The organism is Gordonia alkanivorans NBRC 16433 (assembly GCF_000225505.1).
Taxonomy (GTDB): domain Bacteria; phylum Actinomycetota; class Actinomycetes; order Mycobacteriales; family Mycobacteriaceae; genus Gordonia; species Gordonia alkanivorans.
On the sequence record NZ_BACI01000120.1, the window covers coordinates 59,840 to 78,405 of the forward strand.

The 18,566-nt window shown below is 65.8% G+C and carries 18 protein-coding genes; 12 read left to right on the top strand and 6 right to left on the bottom strand.

What is annotated here, in order from left to right:
• Window positions 1-336 precede the first annotated feature (336 nt).
• Both GOALK_RS22020 and GOALK_RS22025 read right to left on the bottom strand, forming a co-directional pair.
• A complete protein-coding gene (locus GOALK_RS22020) occupies window positions 337-1,845 on the bottom strand; it encodes an Hsp70 family protein (protein ID WP_006361060.1) in 1,509 nt (502 codons plus the stop codon).
• Window positions 1,845-2,978, bottom strand: coding sequence for a tetratricopeptide repeat protein (locus GOALK_RS22025; RefSeq protein ID WP_006361061.1), 1,134 nt, complete (start codon window positions 2,976-2,978; stop codon window positions 1,845-1,847). The genes GOALK_RS22020 and GOALK_RS22025 overlap by 1 nt, the downstream gene beginning before the upstream one ends.
• A gap of 615 nt (window positions 2,979-3,593) precedes the next feature.
• Here GOALK_RS22025 and GOALK_RS22030 point away from each other — a divergent pair.
• The 3 genes from GOALK_RS22030 (at window position 3,594) to GOALK_RS22040 (ending at window position 6,084) form a co-directional block, all read left to right on the top strand.
• Window positions 3,594-3,734, top strand: coding sequence for a hypothetical protein (locus GOALK_RS22030; RefSeq protein WP_157139185.1), 141 nt, complete (start codon window positions 3,594-3,596; stop codon window positions 3,732-3,734).
• Window positions 3,735-4,209: 475 nt separating this feature from the next.
• Complete coding sequence (locus GOALK_RS22035) at window positions 4,210-4,785, top strand: TerD family protein (RefSeq protein ID WP_006361063.1); 576 nt, start codon at window positions 4,210-4,212, stop codon at window positions 4,783-4,785.
• Window positions 4,786-4,929: 144 nt separating this feature from the next.
• The gene (locus tag GOALK_RS22040) at window positions 4,930-6,084 is read left to right on the top strand and encodes a DUF475 domain-containing protein (protein ID WP_035753981.1); all 1,155 of its coding nucleotides are present in this window, start codon (window positions 4,930-4,932) and stop codon (window positions 6,082-6,084) included.
• A 114-nt stretch (window positions 6,085-6,198) separates the two neighbouring features.
• Here the strand turns inward: GOALK_RS22040 and GOALK_RS22045 are convergent, their stop codons facing one another.
• The 3 genes from GOALK_RS22045 to GOALK_RS22055 are packed head-to-tail and all read right to left on the bottom strand — an operon-like array spanning window position 6,199 to window position 8,314.
• Window positions 6,199-6,963, bottom strand: a complete 765-nt coding sequence (locus tag GOALK_RS22045; RefSeq protein WP_006361065.1) for an AIM24 family protein — start codon at window positions 6,961-6,963, stop codon at window positions 6,199-6,201.
• Entirely contained in the window at window positions 6,960-7,679 is a 720-nt protein-coding gene (locus tag GOALK_RS22050; RefSeq protein ID WP_006361066.1) for an AIM24 family protein, read from the bottom strand. Before GOALK_RS22050 ends, GOALK_RS22045 begins: the two co-directional genes overlap by 4 nt.
• A gap of 14 nt (window positions 7,680-7,693) precedes the next feature.
• On the bottom strand, window positions 7,694-8,314 hold the full coding sequence (locus tag GOALK_RS22055) for an AIM24 family protein (RefSeq protein ID WP_006361067.1): 621 nt from the start codon (window positions 8,312-8,314) through the stop codon (window positions 7,694-7,696).
• A 269-nt stretch (window positions 8,315-8,583) separates the two neighbouring features.
• On the opposite strand from GOALK_RS22055, the gene GOALK_RS22060 reads away from it, so the two are divergent.
• From GOALK_RS22060 to GOALK_RS22080, 5 genes are read left to right on the top strand one after another with little or no spacing between them, the layout of a single operon-like run.
• Window positions 8,584-9,696: a hypothetical protein gene (locus GOALK_RS22060; protein ID WP_006361068.1), complete on the top strand. Its 1,113-nt coding sequence runs from the start codon at window positions 8,584-8,586 to the stop codon at window positions 9,694-9,696.
• The gene (locus GOALK_RS22065; RefSeq protein ID WP_006361069.1) at window positions 9,693-10,943 is read left to right on the top strand and encodes an HpcH/HpaI aldolase/citrate lyase family protein; all 1,251 of its coding nucleotides are present in this window, start codon (window positions 9,693-9,695) and stop codon (window positions 10,941-10,943) included. The genes GOALK_RS22060 and GOALK_RS22065 overlap by 4 nt, the downstream gene beginning before the upstream one ends.
• Window positions 10,944-10,948: 5 nt before the next feature.
• Window positions 10,949-12,253, top strand: coding sequence for a phosphoribosyltransferase family protein (locus GOALK_RS22070; RefSeq protein ID WP_006361070.1), 1,305 nt, complete (start codon window positions 10,949-10,951; stop codon window positions 12,251-12,253).
• The gene (locus GOALK_RS22075) at window positions 12,250-13,368 is read left to right on the top strand and encodes a cysteine protease StiP family protein (protein WP_006361071.1); all 1,119 of its coding nucleotides are present in this window, start codon (window positions 12,250-12,252) and stop codon (window positions 13,366-13,368) included. Before GOALK_RS22070 ends, GOALK_RS22075 begins: the two co-directional genes overlap by 4 nt.
• Window positions 13,365-14,237, top strand: coding sequence for a hypothetical protein (locus tag GOALK_RS22080; protein WP_006361072.1), 873 nt, complete (start codon window positions 13,365-13,367; stop codon window positions 14,235-14,237). Before GOALK_RS22075 ends, GOALK_RS22080 begins: the two co-directional genes overlap by 4 nt.
• On the opposite strand, the gene GOALK_RS22085 is transcribed toward GOALK_RS22080, so the two are convergent.
• Window positions 14,182-14,925: an MSMEG_1198 family transcriptional regulator gene (locus GOALK_RS22085; RefSeq protein ID WP_006361073.1), complete on the bottom strand. Its 744-nt coding sequence runs from the start codon at window positions 14,923-14,925 to the stop codon at window positions 14,182-14,184. The two genes, GOALK_RS22080 and GOALK_RS22085, sit on opposite strands and share 56 nt — an antisense overlap.
• A gap of 280 nt (window positions 14,926-15,205) precedes the next feature.
• Here GOALK_RS22085 and GOALK_RS22090 point away from each other — a divergent pair, with 280 nt between their 5' ends.
• The 4 genes from GOALK_RS22090 (at window position 15,206) to GOALK_RS22105 (ending at window position 18,537) form a co-directional block, all read left to right on the top strand.
• Window positions 15,206-15,892: a helix-turn-helix transcriptional regulator gene (locus GOALK_RS22090; RefSeq protein ID WP_006361074.1), complete on the top strand. Its 687-nt coding sequence runs from the start codon at window positions 15,206-15,208 to the stop codon at window positions 15,890-15,892.
• A 63-nt stretch (window positions 15,893-15,955) separates the two neighbouring features.
• Window positions 15,956-16,474, top strand: a complete 519-nt coding sequence (locus GOALK_RS22095) for a hypothetical protein (RefSeq protein WP_006361075.1) — start codon at window positions 15,956-15,958, stop codon at window positions 16,472-16,474.
• Window positions 16,471-17,088, top strand: coding sequence for an SRPBCC family protein (locus tag GOALK_RS22100; RefSeq protein ID WP_006361076.1), 618 nt, complete (start codon window positions 16,471-16,473; stop codon window positions 17,086-17,088). The genes GOALK_RS22095 and GOALK_RS22100 overlap by 4 nt, the downstream gene beginning before the upstream one ends.
• 57 nt (window positions 17,089-17,145) lie before the next feature.
• Window positions 17,146-18,537: an acyl-CoA synthetase gene (locus GOALK_RS22105; protein ID WP_006361077.1), complete on the top strand. Its 1,392-nt coding sequence runs from the start codon at window positions 17,146-17,148 to the stop codon at window positions 18,535-18,537.
• Window positions 18,538-18,566 lie beyond the last annotated feature (29 nt).

Here is an 18,566-nt window from a genome sequence, read left to right on the forward strand (position 1 = left end):
CGTCGACGTCACCCCTGGGCCGCTCACCTGAGTCGACAGGTCCCGAAGACGCCTGGGACGCTCCTCCTACGGCCCGGGTCGGCACCGGTTCGCTCTGCCTGTACGCGTGCCTACCTTCGTGTTCATCCTCTCGCGAGTCCGCGTGAACCGGCTCATCCAGACTGCCCCTCGGAGGTGCCGGATTCCGTCTCGATCGGCGCGAACCCGATCCTTCCTCTACCGAATCCTGCTGCGGAAGAGTCATTCTGGGTCCATAGTCCGGGTAGACAGGTGTGCCCGAACCTCCGTGCGATGCAGGTCCTGTCTCCCCGTCCGGGTATCCATGCCTCGAATCGGTCATTGGACCACGATCTCTTTGCCCTGCTTGCGAAGCGCCTGCACCTCCGCGCTGTCCAGGTTCGCCGACCTCCGCACTTGCATCTGGCCGATCAACCTGCCGCTCACCGCATCATGGAGCTCCGCCTCGACGGTCTGGTTCTCTCCGATAACGAACACCACTCGCAGAGGCGCCTTGGCGGGAAGGTCGTAGTCCAGTTCCAGCAGAGACTCCCCTAGCACCTTCACGTACTGCAGCTCGGCACCGTTCTCGTCACCCTCCGTGATCTGGAAGTTGATCTGCCGTGTCACGCCGACCGTGGAGAACGAACTCGCCTCGACCCTGTTCGGCACCCGCGTATTCGGTTCGACGACCAAACTGTTCAACATCTTCGACCCGTCGTCCGCCAGGACCGCGACACCGAGCCCCTGAGCGACGACGTCGGAGACATTCGCCCTGACTACCGGGCGGGTACCGTTCTCGACAGCGCTTCGCAGTTCTGCCACGATCGCGGCGCCGAGCGCAACCGCTTCGTCCGGATGCACGCTCTTGTCGGCGTCGATCCCCGTCCACTCCTTGACCGACCGCTCGATGATCTTCATTCGTGTGGAACCGCCGACGAGAAGGAGCTTGTCGACGTCGGAATACGACACACCGGCTTGCTCCATCACATCTTCGAGGATGTACCTGGTTCGCGTCACCAGGTCTGACACAGCTCGTTCGAACTCATCGCGCATGATCGTGATGGACTCTGTTCCGATCCTGATCTTGGCCTTGTCACTGTTCGACAAACGATGCTTGGCTGCCTCTGCCTGCTCACGGATCAGGGCCTGCTGCTCATCGTCATCCGGATTGATCGAACCACCGAGCGCACGGTATCGATCCTCAGCCAGCTTGATGAGTTCGTTGTCGAAATCAAAGCCCCCGAGATTTCGGTCGCCGGCTGACGCCAGCACAGCGAAGTTGTTGTTGGAGATGTCCATCAGGGTGACATCAAACGTGCCTCCGCCGAGGTCGTAGACGAGGACCTTTCCGTTGTATCCAGCCTTCAAGCCGAAGCTGAGCGCCGCGGCTGTCGGCTCATTGATCACCTGGAGCACGTTGAGGCCGGCAATTTCGCCGGCGTGCCTCGTTGCGGTCCGTTCAGCGTCGCCGAAGTACGCCGGCACCGTGATGACCACGTCTTCGACCTTCTCGGCGAGGTAGACGGAGGCATCGTCTACCAGGAACCTGAGGATGAAGGACGAGATGATCTCCGGTCCAAACGCTTCCCCAGCCCCTTCGGGAGCGAACGTGTAGTCCGGGTTGCCCATGAACCGCTTCACATAGCGCACCACATTCCGGGGCAGCGACTTCTCTGCGTTCTTCGCTTGCTTACCGACTGTGACCTCGCCGTCGTCGAACAACACCGCTGATGGTGTGGTGTTGTCACCCTCGCGGTTGTGAATTATGACCGGCAGTCCGTCGTCACCGAGAACTGCAACCGCGGAGTTCGTGGTTCCGAGGTCGATTCCGATCACCTTCCGCATCAGAGTCGTCCGATCATGAGAGCCAACGAATTCCGCCGCTTCGACGCCTTCCACCGCGGTACATACGACTGCCAGATGATGAGGCCGAGAACGACCAACGAACCGAGAATGAACAGCGCTCCGATCCCGCCCGACACACTGGAGATGAAAATTCCGAGCAGGAAGGCACCGATCACACCGCCGAACCACATGAACGGCGCATCCGATACCGGTCCCGGCAGGGACCACACCATATCGGTCTGTTTGTTCAGGTACTCCAACATGTACGCAGCCTGCTTCTGGACGTCCTCATCCATACTCAACTGCTGCGCTTCCGATACAAGGGCGATCATCGGCTGAATCTCCGCCTGTTCTGTTACCGCGTAGCTTCCGTCGCCCTGCAACTTCGGAATCGTCTCTGCCTTTTCGAGCAAGGCGAATGCCAGGTAGTACCGGACAGGCTGTGCATCCGGGTGGTTGCCGAACACTCGGCGATACATGTCGATTGCCTCGTCCAGCAGGCTGTTCTGCTGCAAGACCGAACCCTGGGCAAGCGGATAGACGAAGCTCTGCGGGTCGAGCTGGGTCGCGACCTGGTACTCCTTGAGGGCAGAGACCCAATCCTTCAGCTGCTCATGCACGTTGCCGAGGTTGAAGTGGTACTCGGCGCTGTTCATCTCGATCTCAGTTGCCTGACGTGCTTCGTACAACGCGTCCTGCACACGACCAAGACCCAGATTCGCGCGAGATCGCAGACTCCACGATTCCGCGTTACCGCCGAGAACAGTTGTCGCTTCCTTCGCAGCATACGCTGCCGAGTGATAATCGTTGTTGGCCAACGCTTCACGAGCAAGTGCGACCCAGTCCAGCTCGCCACCGGCCCGGGCGCCCTGTGGCGACGGAACCGTTGACGGCAGCACGCCCTGCTGTAGGGACCGGTCGTACGCGGCGCGTTTCTCGGGACCTGTCAGCAGCGCCTCACGTGCTTCACGCAACCGCTTCATCTTCGTCTCGGCCTCGTGTCGCACGTCGATGTTCGGTGACGAGACACGCTTGGTCCATTGTCGGGTCGCGCGCTTCGATGCCTGTTCGATGTCCTCTTCGCTTGCGTTTCGCTGAACGCCCAGCAGTTCGTAGTAGTCAACTTCAACCATGGCAGACCGCTCCTGTTTCTCGGGATGCTCGTAGAGGCCTATCCGCGCCCTCGGAACTGGAGACCAGGCGTGAATCGAGATCGGCCGTGAGCGTGAAGGTAGCAGCAGGCGCACTCCGGAGAGAGTCGTCAGTTCTGACGAATCCGACAGCGTCTCGAAGGATCCATCTGATTGACGGACACCATCCGGCGCAGCGTCCGAGCACCGAAATCACCTGCAGTACAGACAGATCTTCGGTCTCGGTCCGGATCTCGAACAGCATGGTCCGATCGGACGACCCGTTCCGCCTGTCGCACGATGTCCCTGCTGCCAAGCGGAACGACTGTCGCACAAAAGGATGAAATTCATCGTTTGCCGCTTGATCTGAGTGCTTCGCAATGCAGATCCCGCTGCGCAGAACTACTCTCGCAAGCACGCCACCGAATCATGCTGGGAGGTTTGGAATGTCTGAGACCCTCTCCACGACATCAAGCCAAACGAATCTTCACCAGCCAACGAATCGACCTCACCCTGCTCCAGGATGACCTTCCAGCGATCGATCCCACTCGCGTGGTGCTCCTAGATGCGCCCGAGCACCAGGACACACGCATGCGCGCGCAGTGTGTAGGTCTTCTGATGGCCCACGCAGGCGACTACCCCGTGAATCTCCACAACCGACGGATGGCGCTCGCCGCGGCGAAGTTCGTCGTGGACGACGCCGTCAAGCAGACCACCAACACGGCATACCTGACCTTTCGTGGAGGTGGTGGTGCATGACCACGATGTGTGGCTGGGTAGCCCTCCCTTCAGGTGAGCGTGGTCAGCGACGCCACTTGGTGGACAGCCTCCAAGGCATCACCGGAGCCACCTTCGGGAATGTCCGGCTGGACGTGACAATCGACGAGCGGACCGTCCCTCAAGTAGATCTTGTTGACCGCGAGAGGTCTATACCGCCTACCTGGATCAGGGCGAGTGGTTCATCTTGCTTGACGGATGAGCCGCTCGACCGTCTGCGCCCGATGGTCGCTTCACCTGGTCCGAGGAAGCGACTCGTCAATCGGCGGTGCCTGGTCCTCGACGCTCACCCTGCACAAGACATCAACGAACCGCAGCACCATTTCCGCAGTTCATCCGCATGACCCAGTGACCCCGACACACGCTTCACATAGAGTGTTGTCGGTTGCTCCGAGCGTCTGAACCCCGGACGAATCGGACATCACCAGACCACGTACCAACAGAAAGGCACAATCTCATGGGCGTGAGCCTGAGCAAGGGTGGAAATGTCTCGCTGACCAAGGAGGCCCCGGGACTGACCGCTGTGTCCGTCGGCCTCGGCTGGGACATCCGCACCACCACCGGCACCGACTTCGACCTCGACGCCAGCGCCATCGCGCTCGGCGCCAACAAGAAGGTGCTGTCCGATCAGCACTTCGTCTTCTTCAACAACCTGCGCTCGCCCGACGGCTCGATCGAGCACACCGGCGACAACCTGACCGGTGAGGGCGAAGGCGACGACGAGGTCATCAAGGTCGACCTCGCCGCCGTGCCGCCGGAGGTCGATTCCATCGTCTTCCCCGTGTCGATCTACGACGCCGATGCGCGTTCGCAGTCGTTCGGACAGGTCCGCAACGCATTCATCCGCGTCGTCAACCAGGCCGGCGGCTCCGAGATCGCCCGCTACGACCTGAGCGAGGACGCCTCCACCGAGACCGCGATGGTCTTCGGCGAGCTGTACCGCAACGGCGCTGAGTGGAAGTTCCGCGCCGTCGGCCAGGGCTACGCATCGGGGCTCGCGGGCATCGCCCGCGACTTCGGCGTGAACGTCTGACCCCGGTTTCCCCCGGCTGACACCGCAGCAAATTCCCGTGGATGCCGCACCTCTCCTAGAGTGGGTGCGGCATCCTCGTGTCTTCACCCTCCGACGTCGCCGTCGGCAGCGGTCCCTTGAACACCTCAGAAAGGCCACCATCCAGTGGTAGTACGAATATTCGGCCTCTCGGTCGTCGTGACGGTCGTATCGCTGATCATCGCATTCCTCTATGGCGGTGTCGAAGCGCTGATCCTGACGGCCATCCTGGGCGTCTTCGAGATCTCGCTGTCCTTCGACAACGCGGTCATCAACGCCACGATCCTTCGCAGAATGAGCGAGTTCTGGCAGAAGATCTTCCTCACCATCGGCATCCTGATCGCCGTCTTCGGCATGCGTCTGGTGTTCCCCCTGGTCATCGTGTGGCTCGCGTCGGGACTCAACCCGGTCGACGCACTCGACCTCGCGTTGAACCCGCCGCCCAACGACGCGGCCTACTTCGCCAACGGTGACCCGAGCTACGAGACGATCATCACCGACGCCCACCCGCAGATCGCGGCGTTCGGCGGCATGTTCCTCCTGATGCTGTTCCTGGGCTTCGTGTTCGAACAGAAGGAGATCACCTGGCTGTCGTGGATCGAGCGTCCGCTCGAGAAGATCGGCAAGCTGGAGATGCTCGAGGTCGTCATCGCGATCACTCTCCTCGTGCTCACCGCGACGTTCATCGCGCCGGCCGACGAGCGGTCGACGGTCATGATCGCCGGCGCGCTCGGCATGGTCACCTACATCCTGGTCAACGGCCTCGGTGAGTACTTCAACGTCGAGGTCGAAGAGCACGACGAGTCGGCAGAACCGGGTACCGACTCGGCCGAGAAGGCCGCGGCCGAAGGGGACAACGGGCGTTCCGGTCCGTCGAACCTGGCGAAGGCCACCGGCAAGGCAGGCTTCTTCCTGTTCCTCTACCTCGAGGTGCTCGACGCGTCGTTCTCGTTCGACGGCGTCATCGGCGCGTTCGCCATCACCGCGGACCCGATCATCATCGCCCTGGGTCTCGGCCTCATCGGCGCGATGTTCGTCCGTTCGCTCACCGTGTACCTGGTCCGCAAGGGCACGCTCTCGGAGTACGTGTACCTCGAGCACGGCGCCCACTGGGCCATCGGCGCGCTGGCGTTCATCCTGCTGTACTCGATCGGCACCCACGTGCCGGAGATCATCACCGGCCTGATCGGTGTCGCACTGATCATCGCGGCCCTGATCTCCAGCGTGGTTCGCCGAAACCGCCTCGCTGCGAAGGGCGAGCAGGAAAAGGTCGAGGTGTAGCCCTTCGAGGCTCGTCGCTACGCTCCTCGCACCTCAGGGAGCAGAGGCTCCAGACGACCAACTGCGCCGCAGATCCTTTCCGGATCTGCGGCGCAGTTGTCGTTTGGCTCGTACTCAGCCCTGGTGCTGTGTGAGCTGCTGACTGATCTGCTGGTTGATCTGCTGCAGGCCCGGCACCGAGAGACCCGGCAGCTGGCCCTGGATGGTGCGCAGGACCGACGAGTCGTCGCGCACCTTCTCACTGGACTGCACCAGAACCGTTCCGGCGCCGGTGAAGTCGAACTGCCGCTCCTCGCCGGAATTGATGCCGAATCGTTGGCCGGCGGCGGCGATGAAGCTGTTCACCCAGGCCTGGTCATAGTGATGGCTCGGGGACGGGCAATCCGACCAGCCGACAAGCGCTTCGGGGTCCACGCGCACGGGCGGCTCGACGAACATCACCGGACCGTTCGACGACGCCAGGAACTTGCCGGTGCCGATCAGGGTGAGGAAGCCGGGCACGATCGACTGATTCAGCGACAGATTCGGCTGGAACGCCAGTAGATTCGACGCACGGATGGTGAGATTGCCGTCCTCCAGGTCGTAGGCGTTGATGTCGTAGCCGCGGTCGCCGATGATCAGCTTGCCCTGCCCCTCGGCCACCACGTAATCGCCGAGGTACAGCGGGGCGGAGAACTGTTGCGCCACCATCTGCAGCAGCTGGCCCTGCAAGCCCTGCTGCAGTGAGGTGAACTGCATCTGACCGTAGTAGGCGATCATCGCGCCCTTGGACATGAACCAGGGCTGGTTCAGGTCGATGCAGAACGAGTAGTTGTTGTCCGGAACGTTGTCGTCCGACGGCAGAGTCATCGGACTCCACACGGTGTTGAGTTGGCTCACAGCTTCTCCTCCGATGCCTGCACGTAGACGATGCCCTGCCCGGAACACTCCAATTGCATTGCCTCGCCGCCGGTCCGGCCGACGTTGCGCCAGCTGACCGTCGAGCGGAGGTTGGTGTTGACCTGTCCCGCGGAGCCGACGAAGGCCTGCGGGTCGACGGTCACCGGCGGCTTGTTCGGCGTCACCTCGAGCTCGAAGACCCCGCCGTGGCCGAGAATCACCGCGGAGCCCGGACCGGAGAGCTGCGTCGTGAACATACCCTGGCCGGTGACGGCGCCGGCCGCCGCCGACCGCAGGGCACCGAACAGACCCCCGCCTCCGCCACCTCCCCCACTCCCTCCCTGGGAAGCCACCGATACGACCGACGCCTGCAGGTTCGCGCCGTATGCGAGTAGTCGGGAGGCCTCGACTCGGATGGTTCCGCCGACCGCGCCGAGATCCACGACGTGTACCTCGATGCCGAGGAATCCGTAGTGCACCTCGCCCTGCCCCTGTGCGATCATCGTCGACTCGTGCTCGCCGGCGAGCATACGGCCGGCCATGCCGCCCATCGCACCCAATCCGGGCATGCCGCCGCCCATTCCGGCACCGGCGATCTGATGCGGCTGGAAGAAGACGTTGCCCTTGTAGAAGATCATCGCCCCCTTGCGGGCGATGACCGGTCCGCTGCGGCCGATGTCGACCGAGACGATCTTGCTGTTGACCTTGGTGAACATTCGCTACCTCACCCTCACCGCTCGGCCGGTTGGATCGACACGACTCCGCTGCCGTCCCACCGCAGCGAGAAGGCCTCGCCGCCACCCTGCCCCAGGGCGGAGCGCCAGGAGACGTCGGTGACGAAGGACTGGCTCAATTGCCCACGGGCACACACGAATGCATCCGGATCGACGACCAGTGGGTACTGGGGTGACACCTCCAGATGGATCAGCGGGCCACCGTTGGACAGCAGGGCTATCTGGCCGTGCCCACTGACCGTCGTCGTGAACAGTCCCTGTCCCGACGACGCGCCGCGCAGACCCGCGAACGTCACGTTGGTCTGGAGGTTCCCGTTCAGCACCATGAGTTGCTGGGACTCGACCTGCAGCGTCTCGTTGTTGAGTTCGATGATCGTCGTCTCGGCCGCGTTGTGGGCGAAGTACACGATGCCGTTGCCCGAGGCCTCCATGAAGGACAACGCCTCACCGGTCGCCCGCTGCTTGAGACCGGCGAGCACGCCGTCACCACCGCCGAAGCCGGCCGACTTGAACGCGACCTGCCCCTCGTAAGCCACCATCGAACCGCTGATCGCGCGGACCGCGGTGTTGTTCAGCCTGGCCTCGACCACGCGTTTGGATCGTTGTACCAACTGCATTCGACGTGCCTCTCTCGCGCCGCCGGGAGGCCGCCGCTCGGCCCCCCTCGTGTGTTCCCCGACGCCGTCCCCGAATCACGGCACCGCCGCCGATCGGCATCCATCTGCGCCATGAGGTGGCTGATGAGCTCAGCTGTGAGTCGATCGGTCCGGCCTCATACCGAGTTGAAATTAGCCGATAGCATCGTGTCGTGCCCGGAAACTTCGTACGTCGTTGGTTCGGCAACGATTCACGCACGAATTCCGCCTCACCTGCATCATCGGAACAAATGACAGCGACCTTCCTGGAGTCCGAGACGGTCCTCGCCGAAATCGATCCGGCGGTCGCGGTGGTCGCCGCCACCGACCCGCGCTCGCAGCTGCGCGAGGCGTGGTCGGCGATCCGGGATCAGCACGCCCAGGTGACCGCCGACTACCTCCAACTGGTCTCCCCGCCCGCGGGCACGCGCGTCCGGCAACAGGACTACGACCGCACCACCGAGGCCCTCCGGGCGGTCACCGCGTCGATGCGCGGCTTCGCCGAGGCGAACGCCGGTGCACTCCGACGCGCCCGTTCCGCGGTGCAGACCGCGAACGCCCAGGACCACGAGGCGCGCGTCGCCTCGCATCGGGCGATGACGGCCCTGGAGAACGCCGGTCCGGCGATCGGCCGGCTGCAGTCGGTGACCCGGGCCACCGACGAACTCGACCGGGCGTTGAGAGTTTTCGAGCAGAGTTCAGCCCTCCGTGAGCGGCAGTCGGCGGCTGCGACGGTCATCACGTCGGCACAGCGGCTCGAGAGCCTCCTCCGCGAGGCGCCCGCGTTCGCCGACCGCGCCCGTCGGGTCATCCGGTCGGTGGAAACCCGACGCAGCGCCATCGCGACCCGCAGCGCACAGGTTCCCGACACGCTCTCGACGTTGCGCCGGGAGTTCAGCGCGGACTGTTCCACCGACCTGGAGCGCACCGAGACCATCGTCGACGAGCGTCTGGCCCATGCGGATACGGCGATCTCGACGGCGCGCGGAATGCTCGCCGACGCACCCGACCAGGCAATCGAACAGGCCGACGCCGCCCGCGATGATCTGTCCGTCGCGGAGGCCGCGGTCGACGCCGCCCTGGATCGGCTGAGGCTCCTGCGCGAGGTGCGCGCCGATCCGCAGGACGCCGAACGAGGCGTCCGCTTCCGACTCCGCGACGCCCAACGCTTCGCGGTCAACCATTCTCTGGTTGACGAATGGGGCTCGGTACTCGATGCTCAGGCCGACCGGATCGAGCGTGCGAAGGGGGAGCTCGATCGCGTCCACCCCGACTACTGGGGATATCTGACCCAGTTGCGGGCCGTGGACGACCGGATCAGCGAGATAGTTTCCCGGATGAGAGGACAGGTGGCCGCACGATGACCACCACGGCACGCCACGACGATCCCGGGCTCGAACCCGGAACAATCCGGCATTTCGGTCAATTGGGACTTGCTACGCGCGAACAACTGTTCTTCCGGCAACCGGAGTCGATCGATCGGACCTGGCCCGCACAGAGATTGGCGATCGCGCTCGGCGCCACCCTCTACGTGCCCGCCACCCGTCCTGATCTCGCCGACGTCATCCGCAAGCGGCGGGCCGAGGGCGTGATCTCGATGGTCATCGACCTCGAGGACGCGGTCGCCGACCACGAGGAGGCCGATGCCATCGATCACGCGGTCGCCGCCCTGCGCGACATCGGGGAGAATCCCGGCGAGCCGATGCTCCTGTTCGTCCGGCCGCGATCGGCCGACCGCGTTCTGCGCATCGCCACCGCCCTCGCCGGCCCGTCGGCCGCAGGTGCACCGTCTGCGAGCACCCCATCAGCGCTCACCGGTTTCGTCATCCCGAAGTTCAACTCCGCCAACGCCGAAGAGGCGCTTGGCGCCGTCGCCGAGGCGAGTGAGCTACTGGGACAACACCTGTGGGTGATGCCGGTCCTGGAGTCCGCCTCGGTGGTCCACCGGGAGACACGCGACGAGGAACTGACCACCCTGGCCGCGCATCTCAGCGCACACCGCGCCAGCGTGCTCGCCGTGCGTATCGGGGCCACCGACATCTGCGGTTACTTCGGCATCCGCCGGGACCGCGACCTCACGATCTACGACGTCCGGGTCGCCGCCGACGTCATCGCCGGCATCGTCAACCACCTCGGACGCACCGACGAATCCGGCTTCATCGTGACCGGACCGGTGTGGGAGTACTTCGCCGACCACGAGCGTATGTTCCAGCCGATGTTGCGGCACACACCCTTTCGCGAGAGTGACGCCGTCTACTTCCGGCAGCAGCTGGTCAGCCGGGACATGGACGGCTTGTTGCGCGAGATTTCACTCGACCGCGCCAACGGCCTCCACGGCAAGACGGTGATCCATCCGGCACACGTCGCCGCCGTGCATGCGCTGTCCGCGGTGACCCACGAGGAGTATCACGATGCGCTCGACATCCTCTCCGGGGAAGCCGGCGGCGTCCGGGCGTCGTCGTACCGGAACAAGATGAATGAGCTCAAACCACATCGCAATTGGGCGCTGCGCGTGATCGACCGAGCCGCCGCCTTCGGCGTGACCCGGCAAGGCGTCAGCTTCGTCGATCTCCTGACCGCCCTCGCCGCCCCGGGACCGACCGCCAGGTGAACGCAATGAGCCACGATCCCTCAGACCGCGAACCGGACTGGGTCACCACCCGCTTCGGCGTGCAGGTGACGTCCGACGACACCGGTCATGCCGAGCACGAAGTGCGTGACCTCGTCGTCCTCGGTCTGCGCCACAACAAGCGGCGCGCCCACCTCCTGGTCTCGACCGTTCTCGGCAAGCACATCCCCACGCCTCCCCACGTGGTTCGCCGTGCTGCCGACGACCTCGGTGCGGCGATCATCGAGCAGATCGGCGCCGACCCCGCGCGCAACTCCATCGTGTTCGGTTTCGCCGAGACCGCGACCGGCCTCGGTCACTGTGTCGCGCAGCGGATCTCCGCGTCCCGCTACTTACACTCGACGCGTCGTCGGCTTCCCGGCGTGGTCGTGTCGGGAACCTTCGAAGAGGGGCATTCGCACGCGACCACCCACCTGCTGCAACCCAGCGATCCGCGCTTTCTCGACGCGACCACCCCGGACGAGACGCTGATCCTCGTCGACGACGAGATCTCCACCGGCACCACGGCGCTCGGCGCGATCGAGACGATCATCGCGAAGCGCCCGCGCGCACGGTTCGTCGTCGCCTCACTCGTCGACATGCGTAGCGCCGATCAGCGCGCCATCTGCGCCAAGGCCGCCGCCGACCTCGGCGTGGAGGTCTCCTACGTCGCACTGGCACACGGCTCGGTCACGTTGCCGCCCACTCTGCTCGACGACGTGTGGGAACTCACCTCGGACACGCTCAACCCCGTTGTGCCGGAAAGAGCGGCCGTCACCACACTCGACCTCGACTGGCCGAAGGGGACGCCGGACGGCGGCCGCCACGGGTTCGCGCGATCCGATGCGGGGCCGTTCCGCGTCGCGACCGAGGCCGCCGCCGCGACCATCGCGAAACATCTCGATCCGCAGCGTCCCGTCGTGATGGTCGGACACGAGGAGCTGATGTACGCGCCGCTGTGCATCGCCGAAGGCCTCGAGCAACGAGGCTTCGTGACCGGCTATCAGACGACCACTCGGTCGCCCGCGCAGGTCCACAACGTGCCCGGCTACCCGCTGCGTCGAGGATTCCGTTTCCTCGCACCCGAATCCGATCCGGAGACACCGCGCTACATCTACAACGTCTCGTCGGACGCCCTGCCCGATCCCCAGGTGGTGGTCGTGATCGACACCCCAGCCGACACCCCTGAACTCCGCTCCCCCGGCGGCCTTCTCGACGTCCTCACCACCGCAGGCCATCCCGTCACACTGGCAATCCTCCCGGCAACCGACCAGACGCAACTCCGCGCATCACGACAGGCGGTCAACCCGTGACGTCCACACCCCCGCTCCGCGGTCCCGACTTCGGTTCCTACGCACCCGACGAGGTGACGTGGCTGCTCAAGGATCTCTCCGACATCGCGCTCGAGGGCGACCTGCACGAGCGGGAACGTCGAATCCAGTCGGGTAAGGCGCATTACGCCGAGTCCCTGCCGATCGAGTACCAGCCGGGACGCGAATACCAGGACCTCTTCCAGGCAACGCTGCAGTCTTCGGCACAGCGACTCGCCGAGGCGGTCGGGGTCGTCTCCGAACTGATTCTCACCGAACGGCATTCGTCGCCGACACTTGTGTCACTCGCGCGAGCCGGGACACCCGTCGGCATCCTGATCCGCCGGTGGATGCAGGCGGTTCACGGGATCGAGCCCCAGCACTACACGATCTCGATCGTGCGTGGTCGCGGGATCGACACGGTCGCCCTGGACCACATCGTCGAACGCCATCCCGCTGAGTCGATCGTCTTCGTCGACGGCTGGACCGGAAAGGGTGCGATCCAGCGCGAACTCACCGCGGCGCTGGCCGAGTACGCGCAGCTTCCCGGCCGCCCGGCACTGCACGACGAGCTGGCGGTGCTCGCCGATCCCGGCTCCTGCACCACCCTGTTCGGTACTCGCGACGACTTCCTCATCGCGTCGGCATGCCTGAACTCCACCGTGTCGGGGCTGGTGTCGCGCACGGTCCTCAACGCCGACCACATCGGTCCGGGAGAGTTCCACGGCGCCAAGTTCTATCGGGATCTGGCCGAGTTCGACGTCTCCGGTCGGCTTCTCGATGCGGTGAGCGCCGAGTTCCCCACCGTCGCCGACCGCGTCGCCGCCACGCTGGCCGCCATGACAGCGGAGCATCGGACGCCGACCTGGTCGGGATGGCGATCGGTCGAACGGATTCAGCTCGACTACGGATTGTCGTCGATCAACCTGGTCAAGCCGGGCGTGGGCGAGACGACCCGCGTGCTGCTGCGTCGCGTTCCGTGGCGGGTCCTCGTCCGCGCCGACGACCTGCCCGAGCACCGCCACATCCGACTCCTCGCCACCGAACGCGGAGTGCCGGTGGACGTCTCGCCCGATCTCGCCTACTCGTGTGTCGGGTTGATCAAGGAGGACGCGTGAGCGTGCTGGTCGCCACCGACCTCGACCGGACGATGATCTACTCGCAACCGGCGATGGGCGAGGCACAGTTCGCCGCCCTCGACACCGTCTGCGTCGAGATCTACCGCGACGCCCCGCTGTCGTACATGACGACCACCGCCGTCCAGCTCCTCGCCCACCTCGCCGACGAGGTGCCGGTGATCCCGACGACGACTCGGACGCCAGACCAGTACGAGCGAATCGCTCTGCCCGGCGGACCGTTTCGGTTTGCCGTGGCGAGCAACGGCGGACGGATCCTCGTCGACGGAGCCGATGACCCGGTCTGGCGTCACCAGATCGAACGCGTGGTGTCTGCCTCAGGCGCAGGCCTCGACGAGGTACTCACCGAACTGCGCACCCGCATCGACGATTCCTGGGTGAAGTCGCTGCGGATCGCCGACGACCTGTTCTGCTACCTCGTCGTCGAACCCGCGGCCCAGCCGCATGAGTTTCTGCCCGCGTGGCAGGACTGGTGCGCGGCGCACGGGTGGACGGCCTCGCAGCAGGGTCGCAAGATCTACGCGACGCCCCGGTCGGTCACCAAGTCCGCGGCGATCGCCGAGGTGCGTCGGCGCCTCGTCGACGACGGCACGATCGGCACGGACGCGCAGCTGTACGCGGCCGGTGACGGGTGGTTGGACGCCGACCTTCTCGAGATCGCCGACCACGCGATCCGCCCACGCCACGGCGAGCTCGAGCTCCTCGGCTGGACGACGCCAGGTCTCACCGTCACCGCCGAGACCGGCGCTCTCGCCGGGGTGGAGATCCTCGAATGGCTCCACGCCCGGTGTTCGGTCAGGCCGGCATCGGACCCAGCACATCCGAGTGCCCGTGCCGTCGGCACCAGCTGATCAGGTACCGCGCGTGCAGACCGCACCAGCGGTAGACGGCGGCCTGCGACATCGGTGACGAAGTCGGTGCCTCACCACGCTCGGAGATGATCGGGCCGAGGTAGTGACTCGTCACCTTGTTGGCCGTGTTGGGTGACACCTTGGCCGCGCGCGCCAGACTCGCACCGTCGGACGCGTTGCCCGAAGCGATCGCGCCCGCCAGGCGTCCCGCGGTATGACCCCGCTGGCCCGTGAACAACTCATACAGAGGCCTCCGACGCGGAGGCCCCGGCTTCTCCCCCAGCACCTGACCGAGCGCCACCGCGCGCACCGCGCGCATGAGTGTCGCGAACCCGTCGGACTTCGCGATGACGCCCGCGACCTCGTCGCGCAGTCGCGCCTCATCGAGATGATCGGATTCGAGCCCATGGCCCTGGGTCGCGAGGATGACCGGCGCCTGACGGTCGTGTTTGTTCAGGGCGTCGATGGCGTCGAGCCCGTCGAAGCGCCACTCCAGGTCAGGGCGGTTCCAGATGAGGTCGGCGATCACGACGTCGAAGCGGACGTGGCCGGCAACCGAGCGGGTGAACTCGTCCTCGCTGGTCGCCACGGTGACGACAGCGTGTTCGAGCGCGCCTTGGAGAGGGCCCGCCACGACGTGGCCGAGCGGGGAGGCGACGAGCACGCGAAGACGATTCGGCACGTGCATGATTTTGCCTGATGCGGGCCATCCGTGCGTGATCACGCATTTACTGGAGTCATTCGAGCCAATTATGGCTCGATTACTTATCAATCGGGCCGGAAAGGCAGTGACTTATCGAGCAATGTTCGTAACCCTAGAGAAGTAGACGTTGAGAGCAGTTCATCTCTCCGCCTGCCAAACCGATCGCGAGCAAGGTCGATCACGGCTCCCATCATGCCGCCGGGTCGAGAGAATCGGCGGCACGCGGGGCCGGCAGCAGGATTCTGTCGACAGGAGGACGGTACCGATGTCAGCCCCTCTGGATGAACTTCACCGCCAGCACGAGACAAACCCGCAGCCCAACGTGTCCCGACTCAATTCGGTCGGCCGGACCGTCCCGCAATCCGCCGGGTCGCAGCCCCACTCCCATCTGAGACGCCTCGCCGTCGTGGTCGCCGAAGGCGATCTGTTCGACGCCGCACTGGTGGCCCTCATCGAGGGGGCCGGCTACGGCGCCACCCTGGTCGAGCCTGGGCAGATTCCCTCCCTGCGCAATCCCGCCGTCCTCCTGGTCAGGTCGCCCGGCTCGCTCGCTAAGGTCCGGCGTGCGTCGATGCTGCGCAATGTGCGCGTCGTCTTCCTCGGCGACGGGATCGCCTCCCGCGACCACATCCGCATCTCACCCCGTTCGCCGGGCGCCGAATCCGCATTGCGTCAGGCCCTTGCCGCGATCGTCGGCCCGCCCGATCAGCAGTCGACCCCGCACGCGCCCGCCGACCGCGTGCGGGTGACCGAACGCGAGCGCGAGATCCTGCAGACCTACACCCTCGGCGCCACACTCCGCGAGACTTCGCAGGCACACCAGATCGCGGAGAGCACGGTCCGCGAGCACTACCGCCGCGTCGTGCGTCGTTACGAAGAAGCCGGGCGACCCATCGGCAACAAGGCCCAGCTCCTCCTCGAGTTCATGGCCGACGGTTGGGTTCGCCCCTGAGAACGTCCTGGTCAGGGACCTAGTACCCACGACGCCGACTCGCCGGGCGCGCAGACTGGAGGTATGAGGTCAACACCGGGCCTCCGCCGCCCGCTCACCATCGCTGCCGGATACCGACGTACCTGGGCCGCTGCGCTGCTGGCTGTCGTCGAGTTGCTCGTCGCGTATCAGGCGATCGACGGTGGTCTGGCGCTCGCCGACGACCGGTGGAAGATGCCTCGGGAGTGGCTGCAACACACGCCGTTCGACAACTGGACCGGCCCCGGCCTCGTACTCATCGCAGCGATCGGCGTGCCACATGCGCTCGCGGCACTGGCCGTCGTCGTCCTGCCTGTCGACGCCCGGCTCGGCATTCTCGGGGGTCTGCTGAGCGGCGCGTCGTTGGTGGCATGGATCGGCATCCAGATCGCGCTGCTCCAGATCTTCTTCTTCCTGCAACCGGTCATCGTCGTACTCGGGATCATCGAGATCTGCCTGGCGATCCTATGGCGGCGCACGCTGTCGCGCCGCCCGGTACCGCGGCCCGACGACCCGTATCCGACTCGCCCCCTGTCCGCCGCGTCGAACCGGGACCCGGAATGAGGAGCGGCCCGATCATCGCAGGTCTGCTGGCTTCGACCGCGTGTTCCGCCGCTGCGTACTGCGCCTGGGTCCGGCCGTGGGTGATGACCTGGGGCGCAACGGACGAGGAGGTGGCCGCAGCACTCCCGGGCGACGAGTTCCTGCCCGACGCCGACGGTGTGGCCACGCGCGCGATCACGATCGACGCACCACCGGACGCGATCTACCCGTGGCTGGCCCAGATGGGACCGTCGCCGCGGGGCGGCGCTTACACCTACGACTGGATCGAGAACCTGCTCGGGCTCGACATGCACAGCACCGACCGGGTGCTCGAGGAGTTCCAGCATCCGGTCGTCGGCGAGACGATCGGTGTCGGACCCGAGGCCTCCCGCATCGAGATCGCCGACCCCGGCCGCGCATTCGTCACCCGGACCACCGACGGTGACTGGGTGTGGTCGTTCACCCTGGTCCCCGACGGCGACTCGACGCGGCTGATCAGCCGGAACCGCTTTCGGCTGCCCGGGCTGGGCAAGAAGCTGGCGATGATCCCGATGGAGCCCGGGTCGCTGATCATGGAACGCAAGATGCTCCACGGGATCAAGGAGCGGGCCGAGGCTCTCGCGCACGCCGGGTGACCTCGCAGGTCGCGCCGGGTCCACGGGACGGCGCGCCGGTCGTGGCACAGTGAGAGGGTGCTCCTGCCGACGTTGACCCCCACTGCCCCGGACGATCCCGAAGTGATCCGGATAGGTGAGGATCGACTGTCGCGGGAAGACCTGGTCGGTGCGGCCACCGCTGTCGCGGAACGGATTGCCGGTGCGCGCACCGTCGCGGTTCTGGCGCAGCCGACGGTCGAGACCGTTCTCGCGGTGGTCGGCGGTCTGATCGCCGGCGTGCCGGTGGTCCCGGTGCCGCCCGACTCCGGTCCGCGCGAATTCGCCCACATCCTGGCCGATTCCGGCGCACAGGCCTGGCTGGGACAGGGGCCGGCCGACGCCACACTGCCGGTGGTCCCGGTCCGTCGCTACGCGAAGTCGTGGCATCGGCATCCCGAACCCCACGCCGATTCGACGGCACTGACCCTCTACACCTCCGGCACCACGGGGCTCCCCAAGGGTGTGCCGATCACCCGTCAGGCCATCGCGGAGGGACTCGACGCACTCGCGGATGCCTGGCTGTGGACCGCCGATGACACACTCGCGCATGGCCTTCCGCTCTTCCACGTTCACGGGCTCATCCTCGGCGTTCTCGGGCCGCTCCGCCGAGGCGGCCGGTTGATCCACACCGAGAAGCCGACCGCGGCGGGATATGCCTCCGCCGCCGAAGCCGGTGCGTCGATGTTCTTCGGGGTCCCGACCGTGTGGAGTCGCGTCGGCGCCGATCCCGAAGCCGCCCGAACGCTCTCCAGCGCACGCATTCTCGTGTCCGGCAGTGCCCCACTGCCGGTTCCCGTCTTCGACCGTGTCCGCGAACTCACCGGTCACGAGATCGTCGAACGTTACGGCATGACCGAAACCCTGATCACCGTCAGCACCCGGGTCGACGGCGAGCGTCGCCCGGGCTGGGTCGGACTTCCCCTCGCGGGAGTCGAGACTCGCCTTCGCGAGGGCGACGCCGACGTGCCCCACGACGGCGAATCCGTCGGCGACCTCCACGTCCGCGGACCGATGATGGCGTCGGGCTACCTCAACCGAGCCGACGCGACCGCCGAATCCTGGCTCGACGACGGCTTCTTCGCCACCGGCGACGTCGCCGTCATCGACCCGGACGGCATGCACCGCATCGTCGGCCGCCGGTCCACCGACCTCATCAAGTCCGGCGGCTTCCGCATCGGCGCCGGGGAGATCGAGACCGTGCTCCTCGCGCACCCGGCCGTACGTGAAACCGCGGTGATCGGCGTCCCCGACGACTATCTCGGCCAGCGGATCGTCGCGTATGTGGTGGCCGACGAGGTCGACGACACCGAGCTCATCGAGTTCGTCGCCGGCGAACTGTCGAACCACAAACGCCCCCGCGAGATCCGGTTCGTCGACTCACTCCCCCGCAACGCCATGGGCAAGGTGCAGAAGAAGCTGCTCGGCTGAGGGCTTGCGAGTCATGCCCGGCGGCCCGC

Excerpts from the sequence above, each read along its gene's own strand:
- GOALK_RS22070 (WP_006361070.1), top strand. The coding sequence starts at position 10,949 with ATGAGCCACGATCCCTCAGACCGCGAACCGGACTGGGTCACCACCCGC.
- GOALK_RS22065 (WP_006361069.1), top strand. The coding sequence starts at position 9,693 with ATGACCACCACGGCACGCCACGACGATCCCGGGCTCGAACCCGGAACA.
- GOALK_RS22060 (WP_006361068.1), top strand. The coding sequence starts at position 8,584 with ATGACAGCGACCTTCCTGGAGTCCGAGACGGTCCTCGCCGAAATCGAT.
- GOALK_RS22100 (WP_006361076.1), top strand. The coding sequence starts at position 16,471 with ATGAGGAGCGGCCCGATCATCGCAGGTCTGCTGGCTTCGACCGCGTGT.
- GOALK_RS22025 (WP_006361061.1), bottom strand. The coding sequence starts at position 2,978 with ATGGTTGAAGTTGACTACTACGAACTGCTGGGCGTTCAGCGAAACGCA.
- GOALK_RS22050 (WP_006361066.1), bottom strand. The coding sequence starts at position 7,679 with ATGTTCACCAAGGTCAACAGCAAGATCGTCTCGGTCGACATCGGCCGC.
- GOALK_RS22030 (WP_157139185.1), top strand. The coding sequence starts at position 3,594 with ATGGCCCACGCAGGCGACTACCCCGTGAATCTCCACAACCGACGGATG.
- GOALK_RS22090 (WP_006361074.1), top strand. The coding sequence starts at position 15,206 with ATGTCAGCCCCTCTGGATGAACTTCACCGCCAGCACGAGACAAACCCG.
- GOALK_RS22055 (WP_006361067.1), bottom strand. The coding sequence starts at position 8,314 with ATGCAGTTGGTACAACGATCCAAACGCGTGGTCGAGGCCAGGCTGAAC.
- GOALK_RS22020 (WP_006361060.1), bottom strand. The coding sequence starts at position 1,845 with ATGCGGAAGGTGATCGGAATCGACCTCGGAACCACGAACTCCGCGGTT.
- GOALK_RS22085 (WP_006361073.1), bottom strand. The coding sequence starts at position 14,925 with ATGCACGTGCCGAATCGTCTTCGCGTGCTCGTCGCCTCCCCGCTCGGC.
- GOALK_RS22035 (WP_006361063.1), top strand. The coding sequence starts at position 4,210 with ATGGGCGTGAGCCTGAGCAAGGGTGGAAATGTCTCGCTGACCAAGGAG.
- GOALK_RS22095 (WP_006361075.1), top strand. The coding sequence starts at position 15,956 with ATGAGGTCAACACCGGGCCTCCGCCGCCCGCTCACCATCGCTGCCGGA.